Source organism: Pseudidiomarina salilacus (assembly GCF_047323925.1).
In the GTDB taxonomy this organism is placed as follows: Bacteria; Pseudomonadota; Gammaproteobacteria; order Enterobacterales; family Alteromonadaceae; genus Pseudidiomarina; species Pseudidiomarina salilacus.
The window spans coordinates 67,111-86,513 of record NZ_CP178751.1; the positions used below are offsets into that span (position 1 = coordinate 67,111).

24 protein-coding genes and 1 tRNA gene are annotated in these 19,403 nt (G+C 49.5%); 23 read left to right on the forward strand and 2 right to left on the reverse strand.

Going from position 1 to position 19,403, the window contains the following annotated elements:
• The first annotated feature begins 1 nt into the window (after position 1).
• Positions 2–1,078: an LPS export ABC transporter permease LptG gene (gene lptG, locus ACJ8W9_RS00285; protein ID WP_411357960.1), complete on the forward strand. Its 1,077-nt coding sequence runs from the start codon at positions 2–4 to the stop codon at positions 1,076–1,078.
• On the opposite strand, the gene ACJ8W9_RS00290 is transcribed toward lptG, so the two are convergent.
• Entirely contained in the window at positions 1,075–1,593 is a 519-nt protein-coding gene (locus ACJ8W9_RS00290; protein WP_411357961.1) for an RDD family protein, read from the reverse strand. The two genes, lptG and ACJ8W9_RS00290, sit on opposite strands and share 4 nt — an antisense overlap.
• A gap of 199 nt (positions 1,594–1,792) precedes the next feature.
• Between ACJ8W9_RS00290 and ACJ8W9_RS00295 the strand changes: the two genes are divergently transcribed.
• The 12 genes from ACJ8W9_RS00295 to dnaB all read left to right on the forward strand — a co-directional run bounded on the left by ACJ8W9_RS00295 (position 1,793) and on the right by dnaB (position 10,926).
• Positions 1,793–1,879, forward strand: a tRNA-Leu gene (locus tag ACJ8W9_RS00295).
• A 202-nt stretch (positions 1,880–2,081) separates the two neighbouring features.
• A complete protein-coding gene (rnr, locus tag ACJ8W9_RS00300) occupies positions 2,082–4,442 on the forward strand; it encodes a ribonuclease R (protein ID WP_411357962.1) in 2,361 nt (786 codons plus the stop codon).
• Positions 4,443–4,451: 9 nt separating this feature from the next.
• Positions 4,452–5,204, forward strand: a complete 753-nt coding sequence (gene rlmB / locus ACJ8W9_RS00305; RefSeq protein WP_411357963.1) for a 23S rRNA (guanosine(2251)-2'-O)-methyltransferase RlmB — start codon at positions 4,452–4,454, stop codon at positions 5,202–5,204.
• A gap of 4 nt (positions 5,205–5,208) precedes the next feature.
• Positions 5,209–5,649 carry a hypothetical protein gene (locus tag ACJ8W9_RS00310; protein WP_411357964.1) on the forward strand — a complete coding sequence of 147 codons (441 nt, stop codon included), beginning with the start codon at positions 5,209–5,211 and terminating at the stop codon, positions 5,647–5,649.
• A gap of 127 nt (positions 5,650–5,776) precedes the next feature.
• A complete protein-coding gene (gene rpsF, locus ACJ8W9_RS00315; protein ID WP_411357965.1) occupies positions 5,777–6,148 on the forward strand; it encodes a 30S ribosomal protein S6 in 372 nt (123 codons plus the stop codon).
• Between the two features lie 25 nt (positions 6,149–6,173).
• Positions 6,174–6,482 carry a primosomal replication protein N gene (priB, locus tag ACJ8W9_RS00320; protein ID WP_411357966.1) on the forward strand — a complete coding sequence of 103 codons (309 nt, stop codon included), beginning with the start codon at positions 6,174–6,176 and terminating at the stop codon, positions 6,480–6,482.
• A 10-nt stretch (positions 6,483–6,492) separates the two neighbouring features.
• Complete coding sequence (rpsR, locus tag ACJ8W9_RS00325) at positions 6,493–6,720, forward strand: 30S ribosomal protein S18 (protein WP_006956988.1); 228 nt, start codon at positions 6,493–6,495, stop codon at positions 6,718–6,720.
• 43 nt (positions 6,721–6,763) lie between these two features.
• Positions 6,764–7,216 carry a 50S ribosomal protein L9 gene (rplI, locus tag ACJ8W9_RS00330; protein ID WP_411357967.1) on the forward strand — a complete coding sequence of 151 codons (453 nt, stop codon included), beginning with the start codon at positions 6,764–6,766 and terminating at the stop codon, positions 7,214–7,216.
• Positions 7,217–7,351: 135 nt separating this feature from the next.
• Complete coding sequence (locus ACJ8W9_RS00335) at positions 7,352–7,906, forward strand: RNA polymerase sigma factor (RefSeq protein ID WP_411359891.1); 555 nt, start codon at positions 7,352–7,354, stop codon at positions 7,904–7,906.
• Positions 7,899–8,429 carry a hypothetical protein gene (locus ACJ8W9_RS00340; protein WP_411357969.1) on the forward strand — a complete coding sequence of 177 codons (531 nt, stop codon included), beginning with the start codon at positions 7,899–7,901 and terminating at the stop codon, positions 8,427–8,429. Before ACJ8W9_RS00335 ends, ACJ8W9_RS00340 begins: the two co-directional genes overlap by 8 nt.
• 15 nt (positions 8,430–8,444) lie before the next feature.
• Positions 8,445–9,398 (forward strand): DUF4097 family beta strand repeat-containing protein, encoded by a 954-nt coding sequence (locus tag ACJ8W9_RS00345; RefSeq protein ID WP_411357970.1) that lies wholly within the window; start codon positions 8,445–8,447, stop codon positions 9,396–9,398.
• 115 nt (positions 9,399–9,513) lie between these two features.
• Positions 9,514–10,926: a replicative DNA helicase gene (gene dnaB, locus ACJ8W9_RS00350; RefSeq protein WP_411357971.1), complete on the forward strand. Its 1,413-nt coding sequence runs from the start codon at positions 9,514–9,516 to the stop codon at positions 10,924–10,926.
• Between the two features lie 9 nt (positions 10,927–10,935).
• Here dnaB and zur read toward each other — a convergent pair whose 3' ends face one another.
• Positions 10,936–11,376 carry a zinc uptake transcriptional repressor Zur gene (gene zur / locus ACJ8W9_RS00355; protein ID WP_411357972.1) on the reverse strand — a complete coding sequence of 147 codons (441 nt, stop codon included), beginning with the start codon at positions 11,374–11,376 and terminating at the stop codon, positions 10,936–10,938.
• A gap of 62 nt (positions 11,377–11,438) precedes the next feature.
• On the opposite strand from zur, the gene ACJ8W9_RS00360 reads away from it, so the two are divergent.
• The 10 genes from ACJ8W9_RS00360 to rpsS all read left to right on the forward strand — a co-directional run bounded on the left by ACJ8W9_RS00360 (position 11,439) and on the right by rpsS (position 19,394).
• Positions 11,439–13,031: an amidase gene (locus ACJ8W9_RS00360; RefSeq protein WP_411357973.1), complete on the forward strand. Its 1,593-nt coding sequence runs from the start codon at positions 11,439–11,441 to the stop codon at positions 13,029–13,031.
• An 86-nt stretch (positions 13,032–13,117) separates the two neighbouring features.
• Entirely contained in the window at positions 13,118–14,179 is a 1,062-nt protein-coding gene (gene dusA, locus ACJ8W9_RS00365; protein WP_411357974.1) for a tRNA dihydrouridine(20/20a) synthase DusA, read from the forward strand.
• Between the two features lie 156 nt (positions 14,180–14,335).
• Positions 14,336–14,611, forward strand: coding sequence for a hypothetical protein (locus ACJ8W9_RS00370; RefSeq protein ID WP_411357975.1), 276 nt, complete (start codon positions 14,336–14,338; stop codon positions 14,609–14,611).
• Positions 14,612–14,829: 218 nt separating this feature from the next.
• Positions 14,830–16,011 (forward strand): dipeptidase, encoded by a 1,182-nt coding sequence (locus ACJ8W9_RS00375; protein WP_411360931.1) that lies wholly within the window; start codon positions 14,830–14,832, stop codon positions 16,009–16,011.
• 331 nt (positions 16,012–16,342) lie between these two features.
• Positions 16,343–16,654: a 30S ribosomal protein S10 gene (rpsJ, locus tag ACJ8W9_RS00380; protein WP_008488677.1), complete on the forward strand. Its 312-nt coding sequence runs from the start codon at positions 16,343–16,345 to the stop codon at positions 16,652–16,654.
• A 38-nt stretch (positions 16,655–16,692) separates the two neighbouring features.
• Positions 16,693–17,337 (forward strand): 50S ribosomal protein L3, encoded by a 645-nt coding sequence (rplC, locus tag ACJ8W9_RS00385; RefSeq protein WP_411357976.1) that lies wholly within the window; start codon positions 16,693–16,695, stop codon positions 17,335–17,337.
• An 18-nt stretch (positions 17,338–17,355) separates the two neighbouring features.
• The gene (gene rplD, locus ACJ8W9_RS00390) at positions 17,356–17,961 is read left to right on the forward strand and encodes a 50S ribosomal protein L4 (RefSeq protein ID WP_034732165.1); all 606 of its coding nucleotides are present in this window, start codon (positions 17,356–17,358) and stop codon (positions 17,959–17,961) included.
• The gene (gene rplW / locus ACJ8W9_RS00395) at positions 17,958–18,260 is read left to right on the forward strand and encodes a 50S ribosomal protein L23 (RefSeq protein ID WP_034732164.1); all 303 of its coding nucleotides are present in this window, start codon (positions 17,958–17,960) and stop codon (positions 18,258–18,260) included. The genes rplD and rplW overlap by 4 nt, the downstream gene beginning before the upstream one ends.
• Before the next feature lie 14 nt (positions 18,261–18,274).
• Positions 18,275–19,099 (forward strand): 50S ribosomal protein L2, encoded by an 825-nt coding sequence (gene rplB / locus ACJ8W9_RS00400; RefSeq protein WP_411357977.1) that lies wholly within the window; start codon positions 18,275–18,277, stop codon positions 19,097–19,099.
• A 16-nt stretch (positions 19,100–19,115) separates the two neighbouring features.
• Positions 19,116–19,394: a 30S ribosomal protein S19 gene (rpsS, locus tag ACJ8W9_RS00405; protein WP_026860408.1), complete on the forward strand. Its 279-nt coding sequence runs from the start codon at positions 19,116–19,118 to the stop codon at positions 19,392–19,394.
• Positions 19,395–19,403: the final 9 nt, after the last annotated feature.

Here is a 19,403-nt window from a genome sequence, read left to right on the forward strand (position 1 = left end):
GATGCTGAAATTCACCATTTTAGACCGCTACATCATGCGCTCAGTGTTAGTGACTTCGTTGCTGAGTTTGGCCGTGTTAGCGGGTTTGTCTTCACTAATTCGCTTTGTTGAGCAGCTCAAATCAGTTGGACGTGGCACTTATTCGGTGGCCGATGCAGGCCTGTTTGTGCTGTACAGCCTACCGCGCGATATTGAAGTATTTTTCCCTATGGCAGCCTTGCTCGGCGGCCTTATCGGCATGGGGATGTTGGCGAGCAACTCAGAGTTGGTAGTGATGTTAGCTGCCGGTCGTTCACGCTTAAACATTGTTAGTTCGGTAATGAAAGCAGCCGTGGTGATGATGTTGGCGGTGATGGCGATGGGCGAGTGGGTTGCTCCGCAAATGGAAGCGCAGGGGCGTGAACTTAGAGCTTCGGCAATCTCTGGTGGCAGTTTGATCTCCGCCCAACAAGGGGTATGGGCTAAGGACGGTACCAATTTCGTGAATATCGCGGAAGTTGAGGACACGGGCCGACTGCGTGATCTGACGGTTTACGAATTTGATGCACAGCGCCAACTTACCTCTGTATTATTTGGCGCGACCGCAGTGTTTCAGAATGGCCAGTGGGTGTTGAACGAGGTCACGAAAACACAATTTTCCTTGGAAAAAATTGATCAAGAGAATCTCCCTCGTTATGTTTGGGAGTCCTCTCTTACCCCCGATAAACTGGGTGTTGTTACGGTAAAGCCAGAGGCACTGTCGATATCAGGCTTGCTTGATTATCTGGATTATTTGTACGCCAACCAACAAGCTAGCGAACGCTATGAACTGGCGCTCTGGCGTAAGTTACTAGCGCCACTCACTGTGGCGGTGATGTTGCTGGTGGCGTTGTCATTTATTTTTGGTCCACTGCGTTCAACCACAATTTGGGCGCGCATTATTCTTGGGGTTGTGACTGGCTTTGGGTTTCATGTCAGCAACGAGATTTTCGGGCCGTTAGCACAGGTCTATCAGCTACCACCAATGGCAGGCGCTGCCTTACCCAGTTTGCTGTTTGCTGGCGCTGCGCTGTGGATGATGCAGCGGCGTGGAAGTTAGCGTAATTCTTTCCAGTAATACAATTGATTCGCTTCTTTGGAGAGCGTAACCATTTCAGTACCGGCGGCATAATCATGCCAGGCGCGGCGATTTTTAAAATCGACCAGCACCCAAAGGTTGCCAATACCAAATGCGCAGGTCAGTACCCGAATGAAGGCTTGCTTTTTGGTGATGAGCGAGCCATCTCGTTGTTGCACCTTTAAACGCCATGCACGCATACCGAGCGTTTGTCCGCTGCGAGACCAAAACCAACCAAAGAACAGGCCCAGAATGCCAAGAATATAGAGGCTGTAGAGCGGCGAGTTGTTGAGCCATGCAGCATGGTCCATGCCTTCTGGCAAAGTGACGGCACCTGTTGTGGTCAACAAAGCTGCGAAACCAAGTGCTAGACCTGACGCCAGCATGATAATGGCGACGGCCACGAGTAAATCGTAGACCCACGCGGCCAAGCGGCGCCAAAATGAGGCACTTGGGAACGAGGCGTGTAATTGTTGCGAAATACTTTGTACGGTCATGACCACTCCGAGTTAATCGATGCTTGATGATTATCCTTGATGGCCACCAAAGAGGCAAGAAAAGCGCCTGTATGTAATGCAATCGAGCCGATTTGTTCATGTTTTAGCCGAACAGTCAAAATCCCAATAAATTTTCTTGATCGGAAACTTAGCTTGCGTATAATGCCTCGCACTACCGACACACATGTCAAATCTTCAAGCCGAAGTGGCGGAATTGGTAGACGCAGCGGATTCAAAATCCGCCGCTGGTAACAGCGTGGGGGTTCAAGTCCCCCCTTCGGCACCATTAAAATCAATATCTTAAACATAACCCATCTATTGTGAGCTGTTAAAACTAGCTGGTATACACTGGTATAGTTTGACCAACGCTTGGTTTACATCTTCTAAAGCTTGTTACCATCCTGTGCATGCGGTGTTTATCGCAATTCTCTGTTATGCTTAAGCACATCGGAAACACACGAATCAACGTGAGTTTACCTCGAGGTAATATGACTAAAGAAACAAATCAAGATACGCACGAACAACCTGAATACGAGGTTGAGATTCCGTCGCGTGAACAACTGCTAGAAGCTGTCGAAGCGCGTCTGAAACCAACCACGTTCGAAGAAATTATTGAACGCTTCAAATTGACCGATGAGCGTCAGCACATTGGCGTTAAACGTCGGCTTCGTGCGATGGAGCGTGACGGTCAACTCATCTATACCAAAGCCAACGCTTATGGTTTACCCAGCCGCATGAACTTAATTAAAGGTCGCATCATCGGCCACCGTGATGGCTTTGGTTTCTGTAAGCCAGACGAAGGCGGTACCGATTTATTTATTGCACCGAATCAGATGTATGCAGTTATGCACGGCGACCGTGTGCTGGTGCAAGAACAGGGCAAAGATAGTAAAGGGCGTCGCGAAGGACGCATCGTACGTGTCATAGAACCCCGTGAAGGTAATATTGTTGGGCGCTTCTTTATTGATCACGACCTTGGTGTTGTGGTGCCAGACGATAGTCGCCTTAACCAAGATATTTTAGTGCCAGAAGAGGCACGTAATGGCGCTCGGCATGGCCAGATTGTGGTGGTTAAAGTTACTCATCGACCGAACCGCCGCACCAGCCCCATTGGTGAAGTGGTTGAGATACTAGGCGAACATATGGCGCCGGGTATGGAAATCGAAATTGCTATTCGCGAGCATGATATTCCAACTGAGTGGAGTGCTAAAACGGAGCAAGAAGTTGCCCGTGTTGCCGAAACTGTGCCTGAAGAAGCTTATGAAGACCGTATTGATTTACGCGATTTGAAACTTATCACCATCGATGGCGAAGATTCGCGCGACTTTGATGATGCGGTTTGTGCCGAACGCGAAGGCGATGGCTGGCGCTTGTGGGTGGCAATAGCCGATGTCAGTTATTACGTGCGACCCAATACGGCGCTTGATAAAGACGCACTAGAACGCGGTAATTCGGTTTATTTCCCGAATTTCGTGGTGCCAATGCTGCCCGAGAAGCTGTCGAACGGTTTGTGCTCTCTCAACCCAGATGTCGATCGGTTGTGTATGGTGGCTGAAATGAAAGTTTCAGCCCATGGCAAGTTGCAACACAGTAAGTTTTATCCGGCAGTGATGAAATCTCATGCCCGCTTAACTTATACCAAGGTTGCGGCGATGCTTGATGGCGATCCGAAGTTACGTCGAGAGTATGACCATGTACTCGGTAACGTAGAAGAACTGCACAATTTGTTTAAAGTATTGAAACGTGCCCGTCAATCTCGTCATGCAATTGAATTTGAAACCTTAGAAACGCGGTTTATTTTCAATGCTGAGCGCAAAATTGAAAGCATTGAACCGGTGCGTCGCAACGTCGCCCATACCATCATTGAAGAATGTATGATTATGGCCAACGTAGCTACCGCGCGCCTGATTGAAGAGCACGATGAAGCCGGAGCCTTGTTCCGTGTGCACGAGCCACCAGCAAGTGAGCGCCTGACCAATTTCCGCAGTTTTTTAAGTGAACTTGGGCTGACTTTGAAAGGCGGTGACGATCCGAGTCCCGCTGATTATGCCGAAGTGCTTGAACAAGTGCGCGAACGGCCTGATGCGGAGCTGATTCAGACCATGCTGTTACGTTCGATGCAGCAGGCTGTTTACAGTCCTGACAATGCCGGACATTTTGGTTTGGCACTTGATGAATATGCCCATTTCACGTCACCTATTCGGCGTTATCCGGATTTAGTTTTACATCGCGCTATTAAGTCGTTGTTGAAAAAGCAGCAAGGCCCGAGTAAGGCTCTGGAAGGGGCGTGGATGTACCCAGACGAGCAACTTGATGAACTCGGCGAACATTGCTCAATGACAGAGCGCCGTGCTGATGATGCGACTCGTCAGGTTGATGAGTGGCTCAAGTGCGAGTACATGCAAGACCATATTGGCGAAGAGTTCGGTGGTGTCATCGCCTCGGTCACCAATTTTGGTCTATTTATTCGTATCGACGATTTGCACATTGATGGTTTGATTCACGTAAGTAGCCTAGATAACGATTACTATCATTTTGATAATGAAAAACACTTGCTGATCGGCGAGAATAGCCGCCGCGTCTATCGCCTTGGTGATAAAGTGCGCATTCGCGTTCGCAGCGTCAATCTTGACGAGCGCAAAATCGATTTAGCGCTACTTGCCGCAGAAAGTCCTGCCGGTAAAGACCGCATGGCGGGTGGCTGGAAAAAAGATGAAGCCGCAGGCGACAAAGCCGGGCAACAACCGCCACGGAAAAAGAACAAACAGCAAAAGAGAGCTCATGTCAAAGCCAAGCGCGCGAAAGTCGAAGCCAAGCGCAAAGCGATGAAAGGCAAAAAGAAAAGGTAACTCGGTCGTATGAGTAAGAAAGTAATGGTTTTCGGCTTACATGCAGTGCGTGCGCTATTGGAGCGTCATCCAGAGCGCATCATTGAAATATTTGCGCAGCGTGAGCGTCAAGATCAAACCCTGCAACAACTGATTCAACAGGCCCAAAAACTGGGTTTGCGCGCACAGTTTGTACCGAAACAAACGCTTGATAAAAAAGCCGAGGGTGGCAATCATCAAGGGGTTATCATCGTCGCTCAAGAGGCACCGCTATTAAGTGACAATGACCTACCTGATTTGATTCAGAAAAGCCAAGGTCCGGCATTATTTTTAGTTCTCGATGGGGTGACTGATCCACATAACTTAGGTGCTTGCTTGCGTACTGCGGATGCGGCCGGTGTGACCGCTGTGATTGTTCCTAAAGATAAATCTGCCAGTCTCAATCCAACGGTGCGTAAAGTCGCCTGCGGGGCCGCGGAAACCATGCCATTAGTGCAAGTCACCAATTTAGCTCGGGGCTTGAAGCAGTTACAAGAATTACAAGTATGGGTGATGGGGACTGCTGGTGAAGCAGAGCAATCGGTTTATGCAGTCGATTTAAAGGGACCCGTTGCTTTGGTCATGGGGGCAGAGGGCGACGGTATGCGCCGCCTGACCCGCGAAACCTGTGACGAACTGATCAAGATTCCATTGCTAGGAACAGTTTCGAGTCTGAACGTATCGGTGGCAACCGGTGTTTGCTTGTTCGAAGCGGTACGCCAACGCCAAAATCAGCAGGGGTAATTGAGTGAAAAAGATGCCATTACTGCGTCTACGTCCAATCATTCTGTCCATTATCGTGATGGTGCTGTTGGCATTGGCATGGCTTCCTACAGGTGAGTTTGCGCCGGGTGACCGCACCAATAAACCGCAGCTTTATGTCATTTACGAAGAGGCGACAACACCTGAACTTGATGATGTGCTCTTTGATTTGCAGCAGCGCATTGAACAACGCCATGAGTGGCGCTTAGTTGAGCAACCTGCCGCTTACGCCTGGCAACTGACCGTCAGTGTAGAAGTGGCTGAGCAGTTGGTGATTAACGGTCGTCTATTGACGCCACAAGCAGCGTCCGAGCAACGCTTCAAAGTACAGGGGCCGCCCGCTGCCCAAGGTGCATTACCAGAGCAATTCGTGAAAGTGCTGATTGATCTCGTCGAAAACGGCGAAACTGCCCGCGCTGGCTTGTGATCGCGCGAAAAATCAGCTACACTCCCGCCGCTTAAATCAGTCTGATGTTAATTCACTAAAAGAAAGCGTTCCTTGCTGCTGCGGTGTGACTGAGCCAATCAGTAGCTATGAACCATAAGGAGCAGAAATGCGTCATTATGAAATCGTATTCATGGTCCATCCGGACCAGAGCGAGCAAGTACCTGGTATGATCGAGCGCTACAGCGAAACGATCAAACAAGGTAACGGCACCATCCACCGTCTGGAAGACTGGGGCCGTCGTCAATTGGCTTACCCAATCAACAAGTTGCACAAAGCACATTACGTGTTGATGAACATTGAAGCGTCAGCTGAAGTTGTCGAAGAGTTGGAAACAGCTTTCCGTTACAACGATGCAGTTCTGCGCAACATGATCATGCGTAAAAAAGAAGCTGTGACTGAAGCGTCTCCTCTGACTAAGAAAGAAGAGCGTAAAGGTGATAGCCGCAACGAAGAACAAGGCGATAACGAAGCAGCGTAAGCTGGTTTGCTAACGTCAACCTATTGTGGAGTTAAGTAATAAGTTTGAGTTAGGTGGAGTGCTACTGCAGCCACCGAAAGTCACACAAAGTCCAGCTGGAATTCGCCATGTGCGATTTATGCTCGAACATCGTTCGCAGCAATTCGAGGCAGGACTCCCGCGTAACGCGTATGTTCGCATACAAGTCGTGATTAGCGGGGAACTCGCTCAGCAATGGGAACCTGATTTGACCGTTGGGATGCAATTACAAGTCAGTGGTTTTTTACAACGCGTAGAAGATCGCAATGGTAACCCCAGACTTGTGCTACATGCCCAGCAACTTGTGAAGATTTGAGGAGACCATCATGGCTCGTTTTTTCCGTCGCCGTAAATTCTGCCGCTTTAAGGCTGAAGGCGTAAAAGAGATTGATTACAAAGATATCGCTACTCTGAAAAACTACATCACTGAGAGTGGCAAAATCGTTCCTAGCCGCATCACTGGCACTTCAGCGAAGTACCAGCGTCAGTTGGCGCGTGCCATAAAACGTGCACGTTATTTGTCGTTGCTGCCTTACACTGATTCACATCAGTAAGCCGGCATCGCGAACGATCTCAGAAACTCAGAGGTAGCGAACAATGGAAATCATTCTATTAGACAAAATCGCCAACTTAGGTAGCTTGGGTGACCAAGTATCTGTTAAGTCTGGCTATGCACGTAACTTTTTGTTCCCACAAGGTAAAGCAGTTCCTGCAACCGACGCGAACGTAAAAGCATTCGAAGAACGCCGCGCAGAATTAGAAGCGAAAATCGCTGCTGATTTAGCTGCTGCTGAAGAGCGTGCAGAAAAAGTAAACGCACTTGACCCAGTTGTGATCAGCTCTAAAGCTGGTGACGAAGGTAAATTGTTTGGTTCAATCGGTACGCGTGACATCGCTGATGCAGTAACTGCTGCAGGCGTTGAAGTGCAGAAGAGCGAAGTATTATTGCCAAACGGTACCTTGCGTGAAACTGGCGAATACGAAATCGAATTGCACTTGCATGCCGACGTATTCGCAACAGTGAAGTTGCAAGTAGTTGCTGCTGACTAAGTAGTCTGGCAAACAGCTTAAAGAAGCCGCAGTCTGGAAACAGATTGCGGTTTTTTTTTGCTTTTTTTCAGCACGCTGTAAACCTTTGACAGAGAATCTGCGACTCATCTAGCAAGAACAAGAAAGGGATGCGATGTGACGGCACAAGTTTTAACCCACAACAGCTTTCAGGACCCCGATGCGGATCTGGTCAAGGCGGCAGCGAAGGGCGATATTAATGCCTTTCAGCAACTTTTCGAGCGTCACCAACGCAAGATCTATGCATTGGTTTGGCGCTTGGCCGGTGACAACGCGATGGCAGAAGACCTGACCCAGGAAGTCTTTATCAAGCTGTGGGACGTGATAGATAGCTTTCGTGGCGAGAGTAAATTCAGCACTTGGTTGCATACGGTTGCAACCCGCGTGGCGATTAGTGAACTGCGCAAGCAACGGAATTGGCAGCACTTGCAATTGACGGACGCGAGCGACTACGCCGAGCAGTTGACGCACAATGAAGCACCTGACCTGGGTACGCTCGACCGATTACTGCTGCGGTTACCGCCGCAGACCCGTGCGGTGTTCGTCTTACACTGCATCGAAGGGCTGCGACACGAAGATGTCGCGCAAGAATTAAGTATAGCGGTGGGCACCAGTAAAGCACAGGTGCACCGCGCGCGAACGATGTTAGAGGAGTGGTTAAGCCATGAGTAAACAAACACCGCAACAGTCGCTTGACCAGTTGATTAACGCTGCCCGCGAGGACGATATGCAACCGCGTTCCAGCCGCGATTTATGGCCAGGCATTGAGCACCACTTGCAGCGGCGCGTCGTTGACAAGCCGCAGCGTCGCTCTTGGTTAGCACTCACTTGGGCGACAGCTGCTTGTTTGGTGTTAGCGGTCGGTGGCGTAACGTTTTACGGAATGCAATCACCGCAGTTAGCGCAACAAGCACCACAAGTTGCCTTGCTAACCATGTTAAATCAGCAACATGAGCAACAACGACAACAGTTGGTCACGCATTATCAAACCGTTGGTATGCAGCAAACCAGTAGCTATGTCGATGCAGAGTTGCAACAACTGCGCACCAGTATTCAAACCGTCAGTGCACAGCTCGTGGCTGAACCCGATAATCAAGCGCTGTGGCAATTACTACAGTGGTTGTACGACAAAGAGCTCGAACTTTTGTCGTCCCAATTTACCGTTAGCAACAGTAAACAACTGCAACAGATTTAAACGAGGAAAAAGACCATGCAAACATTGAATAAAGTTATGCTAACTGCAGCCTTAAGCTTAGTTATGCTGCCAGCGCAAGCCAAACAAGAAAGCGTCGATCAGCGCCTGCAAGTGCCAAGCAACGTCGTGGTGAGTGTCGACAACCTGCGTGGTGACATCGATATTTTAGGTGCTGACATTGATTACGCCGATGTCAAAGGCAAGCTTGACGAATACGCGACCGGCTTCACCTTTGAACTAAATGGCAGCAATTTGACCATCAAGGTTGAGATGCCCGAGCGCGGCAATTTTAGCGGTGATGAAGAAACAGAACTCACGATTCGTTTACCGCTATCAGCCATGTTAGAGGTGAACGGTGTTTCGACTGACTTTGACGTGAAAAACTTCAGCAGTGATGTGCGGGTCAACACGGTCAGTGGTGACATCGAGGCGGATGATTTGAACGGCCGTATTCGCTTAAGTACAGTGAGTGGCGACGTTGATGGCGAACGCCTAGCCGGTGAGGTTGATTTAAAAAGCGTCAGTGGTGATGTTAGCGATGAAGAGAGCCAAGCAACCCGTGTCTCCTATCGCTCTACTAGCGGCGATGTGACGGCTGATACAGTGGCACGCCATGTAACCGCTGAGAGTGTCTCGGGCGATGTGAAGTTACACCTGCAAGAAGTTGATACGCTGCAAATTAAGTCGGTAAGTGGAGATCTCGAGGCCCGCACAGCACTTGCTGCAAATGGTCGTATCGAAGCAAACTCAGTCAGCGGTGATGCAAAACTCACTTTAACTGGTGCGCTCAATGCGCGTATCGAAGCTGAAGTGAGCGGCGGCGGTAGTATCGAAAATCGCCTCAATGACGCGCGCGTCGACGAATCAGAGTGGGGCACAGGTGCATCACTGACAACCGAACTAGGTGACGGTTCGGCGCGGGTGGAACTTACCAGTATGAGTGGCGACATCGTATTGCAGAAAAATTAAGCAAGCCAACCAAGTAAATGATGAAGTAGAAGCGGATCGCAGTGCGATCCGCTTTCTTATGTCGCCAGCTTTTTGTATAGTCTTACCCATTCGTCGTTAATCACCTGAGAGTCGCATGGCCGCAAATCGCCCCGAGAAACAATCCCGTTCTGACGCTAAATTAGCGGCAATGAAAACCCCGCCGCATTCAATTGAAGCTGAACAATCTGTGTTGGGCGGATTAATGCTAGATAATCAGGCTTGGGATAACATCGCTGGCGAGATCATTGCCGATGATTTTTATCATCGTGGTCACAAATTGATCTTCCAAGCCATGCACCGCCTTACCGAGCGCAACCAACCGATAGACTTAGTGACTGTATCGGAGGATCTGGAAAGCGCAGGTGAACTACAAGACATCGGCGGCTTTGCTTATTTGGGAGAGATTGCTAAAAACACGCCGAGTGCTGCGAACATTCGCGCCTATGCGCAAATTGTGCGAGAACGCGCGGTACTGCGCGAAATGATTGCTGTGTCGAACGAAATCACCGAGTCATGCTTTGATACGCAAAATCGGACCAGCCAAGAATTATTAGATTTCGCAGAGCGTAAAGTTTTCAATATTGCTGAAAAGCGGATGAATAATGACGACGGCCCGCAAGCCATTGCGCCTATTTTGCAGCGCACCGTAGATCGCATTGACGAGCTCAGTCGCAGCAAAGATCCGAATGGCGTGACGGGTAAAGCGACGGGGTTTGCCGACCTTGATGGTATGACCGCGGGACTACAACCGTCTGATTTGATTATTGTTGCAGCGCGACCGTCAATGGGTAAAACCACCTTTGCCATGAACTTGGTTGAGAACGTTGCACTGAAATATAAAGAACCAGTGTTGGTGTTTAGTCTCGAAATGCCATCAGAACAAATCATCATGCGGATGATGGCCTCGCTGAGTCATGTTGATCAAACCCGGGTGCGTAATGGTCGGCTTAAAGAAGAAGATTGGAGCCGTATCGCTTCAACCATTTCGATTCTAAAAGAACGCAATAATATTTTTATTGATGACTCATCGGGGCTAACCCCCAATGAAGTGCGATCGCGGGCGCGGCGTGTCTATCGTGAGCATGGAGGGTTATCGATGATCATGGTCGATTATCTGCAGTTGATGACGGTGCCGGGCATGTCGGAAAACCGCACCTTGGAAATTGCCGAAATTTCACGCTCGTTGAAAGCCCTAGCGAAAGAGCTGAATGTGCCAGTGGTGGCATTGTCCCAGCTCAACCGCTCACTGGAGCAACGCTCGAACCGTCGACCAGTGAACTCAGACCTACGTGAATCTGGCTCTATTGAGCAGGACGCTGACGTGATCATGTTTATCTATCGAGATGAGGTCTATCATCCAGAGACGGAATATAAAAATATTGCGGAAGTGATTTTAGGGAAACAGCGGAACGGCCCCATTGGCACTGTGACCTTGAAATTCCAAGGGCAATTCTCACGCTTCGATAACCTCGCCAAACATGAGATACCCGATGGACCGGAATATTAATCGGTCATCTTAAGCGCAGTTACTACAAATACCGTGGGCTTCAATGGTTTGTGTTTCAACGCGGAAGCCATGGTCCTCGGCTTGTTTACGTAGCGCGTTGTAAACGCCCTCCGATTGAATCTCTTGTACTGTGCCACAACTGTCGCAAATCAACATTTGCACCGGATGCTGGTGGTCGAAATGGCTACACAATACGTAACTGTTCGACGACGATATTTTGTGTACAAAGCCTTGTTCTTGCAAAAAATCAAGAGCGCGATAAATCGTCGGCGGTTTCGCGTTAGGCACCGCAGCTTTCAGCTTGTCGAGCAGGTCGTAGGCACCAACGGCACCAGTTTCGCCAGCGAGGATTTCAAACACTTCGCGGCGGGCAGGGGTCAGCCTAGCGCCACGTTGTTCGCAGAGTTTTTCGGCTTTCGTAATCAATCGAGCGGTTTCTTTTGTCGTCATGTCGCAAAGTTTACCACGCGAATAAACTATGGGATAGACTCAAGGTAAAGAGGAGCATAACAATGACAACAACCCAACTCAAAGCAAAACGTAGTCGCCGCCGACTACTTATCACACTATTTAGCGCTGGACTTGCGTGGCAAAGCCAAGCTATCGCAGCACCAGAATTTGATTTTCGCGAGGTAACGGTCGAGCAGTTACAAAGTGCGATGGACTCAGGCGAGCTTACTGCCGAACAAGTCGTGCGCCATTATTACCGGCAAATCGCGCAACACAATCGTCGCGGCGCCGACTTACGAGCCGTTAATCAGTTATTGCCGTTGGACGAGGCGCTTGCTATCGCGCGGCAACTGGATGCCGAGCGCGCTGACGGGTCCACGCGCGGGCCATTGCACGGCGTCCCAGTATTGTTAAAAGACAATATTGATACTGCAGACGGCTTGGCAAATACCGCGGGCTCCTTGTTGTTGAAAGATCATCAACCGAGCCAAGATGCATTTTTAGTCAAGCAACTGCGTGCTGCTGGGGCAATCATCATAGGTAAAGCTAATTTGAGTGAATGGGCAAACTTTCGATCAACGGCATCAAGCTCAGGTTGGAGTAGTGTGGGTGGACAAGTGAAAAACCCATTTGATACCACTCGCAGCCCTTGTGGCTCGAGTTCAGGCTCTGCCGTTGCAGTAAGTGCGAATCTAATCCCGTTAGCGGTCGGTACCGAAACCGATGGCTCGTTGGTCTGCCCTGCAGCGATTAACGGTATCGTCACCATTAAACCGACACTTGGCTCAGTCAGCCGTAGTGGCATCATCCCTATTTCACATAGTCAAGACAGTGCTGGGCCTATGGCACGCAGCGTCAGTGACGCGGTCTACATGCTTGAGGCAATGCTCGGCGAAGATGCTGCGGACAGCGCAAGCTACAGCGTAAGCATCGATTATTCTGCTCACTTAAAAGACGATGGCCTCGCTGGCAAGCGCATTGGCGTGATGCGCGAATTGACGGGCTATCACGCTGGTCTTGATATGGTCTTCGAAGGACAGTTGCAAGTGCTGGTCAACGCCGGGGCTGAACTGGTTGAAGATGCGAGCTTCAGTAACGGTCGTAATTGGGGCCAAGACGAATTTACCGTGTTGTTGCATGAGTTTAAATATGACATGGCCGCGTACCTCGCCCAGCATCCAAAGTTGGCGTATCGCAGTTTAGCCGATTTAGAGGCTGCCAATAGTGAACAAGCGGATGCGATTATGCCGTTTTTCGGGCAAGAACTATTCACTATGGCAAACGCGCGCACCGATGATCAGCAAGGCGAATATGAGACGGCGCGCGACCGTGCCAAACAGGCGGCCGGTAAAGACGGTATCGATGCGACCTTAGCCGAATATGAAGTGGATCTCTTGGTTGCACCGACCACAGCTCCCGCGTGGAAAATTGATTTAGTCAACGGTGACCACTACTTAGGTTCAGCAAGTTCACCAGCTGCAGTCGCTGGCTATCCGCACATTACCGTGCCAATGGGCTTTGTACAGCATATGCCAGTAGGCATGAGCTTCTTTGCCGGAGCGAATAGTGAACCTGTGCTGATTGAAGCTGCTTATGCTTACGAACAGGCGAGCCAGCAGCGGCGCGCACCAGCGCTGATGCCGCGTAGCCATTAACCACTGTCGTCACTTGCAAAGCGGAGCTGAAACCGTAGAATACGCGCTCCGCTTTTGCTGCTTCATCGAACTTTAGGTTGATAGAAATGAATGATGTATCGACACCCAGTTTAGCTACGCCAAGTATTGCCATTGCGCCAATGCTAGATTGGACGGATCGCCACTGTCGGTATTTTCATCGGTTATTTACTCAAAAAACCGTGCTTTTCACTGAAATGGTGACCACTGGCGCTATAATCCACGGAAAGTATGATCATCTCACTTTCGATCCTGCCGAGCAGCCCGTGGTATTGCAGCTTGGAGGTAGTGATCCGCAAGCAATGGCGGAGTGCGCAGCGCGAGCCTATGAGCGGGGTTACCAAGCCGTCGATATCAACGTTGGCTGTCCATCGGATCGGGTGAAAAATGGTAGCTTTGGTGCTTGCCTCATGGCCGAACCTGAAACGGTCGCCGCATGTGTAGCAGCGATGCAAAAAGCGGCGCCTGGGTTACGGGTGTCGGTAAAAACGCGGCTTGGCATTGACGAGCATGACAGTGACGCCTTTCTTTATCGTTTTATCGACACTATTGCTGCCGCAGGCTGTCAGTACTTGACTTTGCATGCACGTAAAGCGTGGCTGAATGGTTTAAGTCCAAAGCAAAATCGCGAAATACCACCTTTGCAATATGAGCGCGTCTATCATGCCAAGCAACGTTATCCAGATCTCCACCTGATGATCAACGGCGGCATTACGACTGCTACCGACATAGTGAACCACTTAACCCAGGTTGATGGGGTGATGATCGGTCGCGAAGCCTACCAAAATCCTGCGTTCTTGGGGTGCTTCGACGCACTATTAGACGATCCAACGACCGTGCCGACTGCACAAGTAGCGAGTTTCGCCGAACAAGTGCAGGTGGTTGAACAAATGATTCCCTATATCGAGTCTCACCTGCAACAAGGTGGTCGTTGCTGGCATGTGGCACGGCATATGCTAGGCCTATTCCAAGGTCAGCCGGGCGCCAAACGCTGGCGTCAGCACCTTAGTCAACAAGGGCCGCTAGCGAATGACGCCGAGCAATTAATGCGTGATGCATTAGCCTTAGTGTTGGTCGAACGTGAAAAATTTGACCAACGAATAGCGGAAATGACGAACGAGTCAATTTAGCTAGACACCTCTCAATGCCATTGTTTAAAATTAAAAATGCCTATAAAACAGCGGGTTATGTTTTATTTTAAAAGTTGGCACAACCTTTGTATTACTCCTTACGACTTAACTAACAACCAGTTCGCAGTCGGTTGCTTTAACCCACGTAAGGAGAACATGATGAAAAAGGTAATTGCAGGTTTAGCATTGGTAGCAGCTTCATTTTCAGGTACAGCAGCAGCTGAGGGTATGTCACTTGAAGAAGCGCTAGCGAATTCGTTGAAGGCGCAAACAGCGCAAGTCAAGCAGCAGATCGTGCAGCAAAACAAAAGCGGTTACGACTATGCATTGGCTGCACTTCAGCACCTCGTGCCGCAGCGCTATGTAGTGGTCGCGCAAGTGGCAGCTACTGAGCAACGCAAGCAGGACAAAGCGCAATCGCGTGGAGAGTAAACCATGCTCAGCAACACCGCCACTTGGTTAGTCATTCTTACCCTCGCACCTGTAGTCAGTACAGTCGTTGCAGGTGCGGTCGTTGCGATAAATCATGCGGTTAACGCATCAAACACGGGGTGATTTTCGCGCAGAGATTGTGCTAGTCTGCTGTTCACAACAACAACTAGAATTATCTCATCGAGGAAGCCCCCGTGAACAAATTTGCATGGTTAGGAATGGTCAGCGCCGTAAGTCTGGCTGTTACTGGTGCGCTAAACGCACAAGAATACACTGCTAGCGACAAGGCGAAGCAAATCGCCCAAGACAATATGTTGATCGACACCCACATTGATGTGCCTTATCGCATTGCCAATTTGTGGGAAGATGTCACCCAAGCAACCGCCAAAGGTGAATTCGATTACCCGCGTGCAGTCGAAGGCGGCTTAAATGTCCCATTTATGTCGATTTATATTCCTGCCCAGCTAGAACAAACCCCAGGTGCCAGTAAGCAACTCGCGCACCAACTAATTGATAGTATGGAAGCGTTAGCATGGCGTGCGCCGGATAAATTTGCCATGGCTTACACCGTTGCCGACGTTGAAAAGCAGTTTGAACAAGGGCAAATTTCGATTGCCTTAGGAATGGAAAACGGCTCGCCGATGGAAGGCGATATGGTTAACCTGAAAGAATTCTATGAGCGTGGCATTCGCTACATTACCTTATCGCACTCATTATCAAACCACATCGCTGACTCGTCCTACGATATCCGTCGGCAGTGGAATGGCCTCAGCCCGTTTGGCAAAGAGCTGGTGGTTGAAATGAACAACATCGGCATGATGATCGATATTTCTCATGTCTCTGATGATGCCTTTTGGCAGACCTTAGAAATTACCAAAGCACCAGTCATCGCATCGCACTCGTCGTTACGTCGTTATACCCCGGGCTTTGAACGCAATATGAGCGACGACATGATCAAAGCGCTGGGTGAAAATGGTGGCGTGATCATGATTAACTTTGGCTCGACCTTCGTAACGCAAGCGGCCAACCGTTACCGCGACATGATTAACCAACAAATCGAACAAGTAAAAGAACAGTACGGTGAAGAAAGCGAAGAAGCCAAAACGCGTATTGCCGAACTGCAAAAAGACAATCCATTCCCATTTGCTACTCTTGAACAGGTGCTCGACCATATCGATCACGTGGTTGAATTGATCGGTATTGATCACGTCGGTATCGGCTCCGACTACGATGGTGTGGGTGACTCACTGCCGGTAGGGCTGAAAGATGTATCGACTTATCCTAATTTGATTCAAGGTTTGCTCGATCGCGGCTACTCAGAGGCCGATATTAAGAAAATCATGAATGAAAACCTGCTCCGCGTCTGGCGCCAAGTCGAAGAATACGCAGCAAACCATTAGAAAATCGGTATTCGTAGTTCGTCCGCTGCGCTGTTCGTCAAGCCTGAACAGCTCGCAACGCGAGCGTACGAATGACGAACAGTGAGGCGGAGCCGAACGTACTAAACACGAGTAACGCTGTTGCTTTTAGCTCATTTCCGTGTATAATTCGCCGCCACAGTTGTTGATCCCCAAAGCGGGGACGACCTCTGGAAGTTAGGTACCACAGCAATCCCGATAGGGGATTGAATGTTGATTCGTTGGAAAGACCTCGCCCGGTATGCTGCCAGGGTGGCGGTTCTTTTTCTGTGCTCTTTTTTAAATGCTCTTTATTTTGAGGCTTTGATTTTTTATGGCTAATCAAAGAATTCGGATTCGACTGAAAGCGTTCGATCACCGTCTGATTGACCAGTCAACTGCAGAGATCGTAGAAACTGCAAAACGCACTGGTGCTCAGGTACGTGGTCCAATCCCTCTGCCTACGCGCAAAGAACGTTTCACCGTGTTGATTTCTCCACACGTGAACAAAGATGCACGTGACCAGTACGAGATCCGTACCCACAAGCGTCTGATCGATATCATGGACCCTACTGACAAGACTGTTGACGCGTTGATGCGTCTCGACCTTGCAGCTGGTGTTGATGTACAGATCAGCCTAGGTTAAGCGGGCAGTAATAGGATTACACACGAGAGGTTTTAACAATGGCTATTGGTCTAGTCGGTCGTAAAGTAGGAATGACACGTGTCTTCCAAGAAGACGGCGCTTCTGTACCTGTTACTGTGATTGAAGTGACTGCTAACCGTGTGACTCAGGTTAAAACTGAGGAAACAGACGGCTATCGTGCGCTTCAAGTAACAACAGGCGACAAAAAAGCGAACCGCGTAAGCAAACCAGCTGCTGGTCACTTTGCGAAAGCAGGTGTTGAAGCAGGTCGTGGTCTCTGGGAATTCCGCCTAGAAGACGGCGAAGGTGATGATTTCGCAGTAGGTTCTGAAATCACCGTAGAAATTTTTGCGGACACCAAAAAAGTAGACGTTACCGGTACCTCTAAAGGTAAAGGTTTCCAAGGTGCTATCAAGCGTTGGAATTTCCGTACTCAGGACGCAACCCATGGTAACTCGTTGTCACATCGTGCGCCGGGTTCTATCGGTCAAAACCAGTCTCCTGGTCGGGTATTCAAAGGCAAGAAAATGGCAGGCCAAATGGGTAACAAACAAATTACCGTGCAAACGCTAGACGTAGTACGTGTAGACGCTGAGCGTGGTTTGTTGCTGATTCGTGGCGCTGTCCCTGGTGCTACTGGCGGTGATGTCATCATCAAGCCAGCAGTCAAGGCTAAGGCGTAACGTCTGAGGAGAATGGTGATGGAATTAACATTAAAAGACGCAAAAGGCGCTCTTGAAGTTTCCGAAGCTACCTTTGGACGTGAGTTCAACGAAGCTTTGATTCATCAGGTAGTCGTTGCTTATGCTGCTGGCGCCCGTCAGGGTTCTAAAGCACAAAAGACGCGTTCTGAAGTATCTGGCGGTGGCAAAAAGCCATGGCGTCAGAAGGGTACTGGCCGCGCTCGCGCAGGTACTATCCGTAGCCCAATCTGGCGCTCTGGTGGTACTACTTTTGCAGCGAAACCACGCAGCCACGACCAGAAAGTAAACAAAAAAATGTACCGCGGTGCGATGAAAAGCATCTTGTCTGAATTGGTTCGTCAGGACCGTTTAGTCGTGGTAGAAAGCTTTGGTGTTGATGCACCAAAAACCAAAGATTTGGTTGCTAAGCTGAAGGCAATGGAACTGAACGACGTGTTGATCGTGACCAAAGAGCTTGATGAAAACTTGTTCTTGGCTTCACGCAACTTGCATAAAGTTGACGCACGCGACGTACAGGGCATTGACCCAGTAAGCCTGATTGCTTTTGAGAAAGTTTTGATGACTGCGGACGCAGTGAAGCAACTTGAGGAGGTATTATCATGATGCGTGAAGAACGTTTACTCAAAGTGATTCTTGCTCCTCACGTTTCTGAGAAATCAACTGTGGCAGCTGAAACTGCAAACACTGTTGTTTTCAAAGTTGCTAAAGACGCTAACAAAGCTGAAATCAAAGCGGCAGTTGAGAAACTGTTCGAGGTTGAAGTTGAAGGCGTTCGTACGGTCAACGTGAAAGGCAAAACCAAACGCACCGGTATGCGCTTCGGTAAGCGTAGTGACTGGAAAAAAGCGTATGTCACCCTGAAAGAAGGTGCTGACATCGACTTCGTCGGCGGCGCTGAGTAAGAGGAGGAATTCACATGGCATTAGTTAAGTGTAAGCCTACGTCTCCAGGTCGTCGCCACGTCGTTAAAGTGGTTAACGAAGACCTGTACAAAGGTAAACCTTACGCGCCTTTGTTGGATAAAAACAACAAAAAAGGCGGTCGTAACAACAACGGTCGTATTACTGTTCGTCACATCGGCGGTGGTCACAAGCATCACTACCGTATGATCGACTTTAAACGCACCAAAGACGGTATCCCTGCGAAAGTTGAGCGTTTGGAATATGATCCAAACCGTTCAGCGAACATCGCATTGGTTCTGTATGCAGACGGTGAGCGTCGCTACATTCTTGCCCCTAAAGGCTTGAAAGCTGGTGATTCTGTACAGTCTGGTTCAGATGCACCGATTAAAGCGGGTAACGCCTTACCACTGCGTAATATTCCAGTAGGTTCGGTTGTACACGCTATCGAAATGAAGCCTGGTAAAGGTGCTCAGCTGGCACGTTCAGCTGGTGCTTATGTTCAGGTTTTGGCTCGCGATGGCAACTACGTGACGGTACGTATGCGTTCTGGTGAAGTTCGCCGGATCCCATCGGACTGCCGTGCAACCATCGGTGAAGTCGGCAACGCAGAACACATGCTGCGTCAATTGGGTAAAGCTGGTGCGAAGCGCTGGCGTGGTGTTCGTCCTACCGTCCGCGGTGTGGCGATGAACCCAGTTGATCACCCACACGGTGGTGGTGAAGGTCGTACTTCAGGTGGTCGTCATCCGGTTACCCCGTGGGGTACACCGACCAAGGGTTATAAGACCCGTAAGAACAAGCGTACTGATAAATTCATCGTACGTCGTCGCACTAAATAAGAGTTGAGGATTAAACATGCCACGTTCTCTTAAAAAAGGTCCATTTATCGACCTTCACCTGCTGAATAAGGTGGAGAAAGCGTTGGAAGCCGGGGACAAGAAGCCTATTAAAACTTGGTCTCGTCGTTCAATGATTATCCCTGATATGATCGGCCTTACAATCGCTGTTCATAACGGTCGCCAGCACGTACCAGTTTTCGTTTCTGACGAAATGATTGGTCACAAGCTTGGTGAATTTGCACCAACCCGCACTTATCGTGGCCATGCCGCTGATAAGAAAGCCAAGAAACGCTAAGGAGAGTTA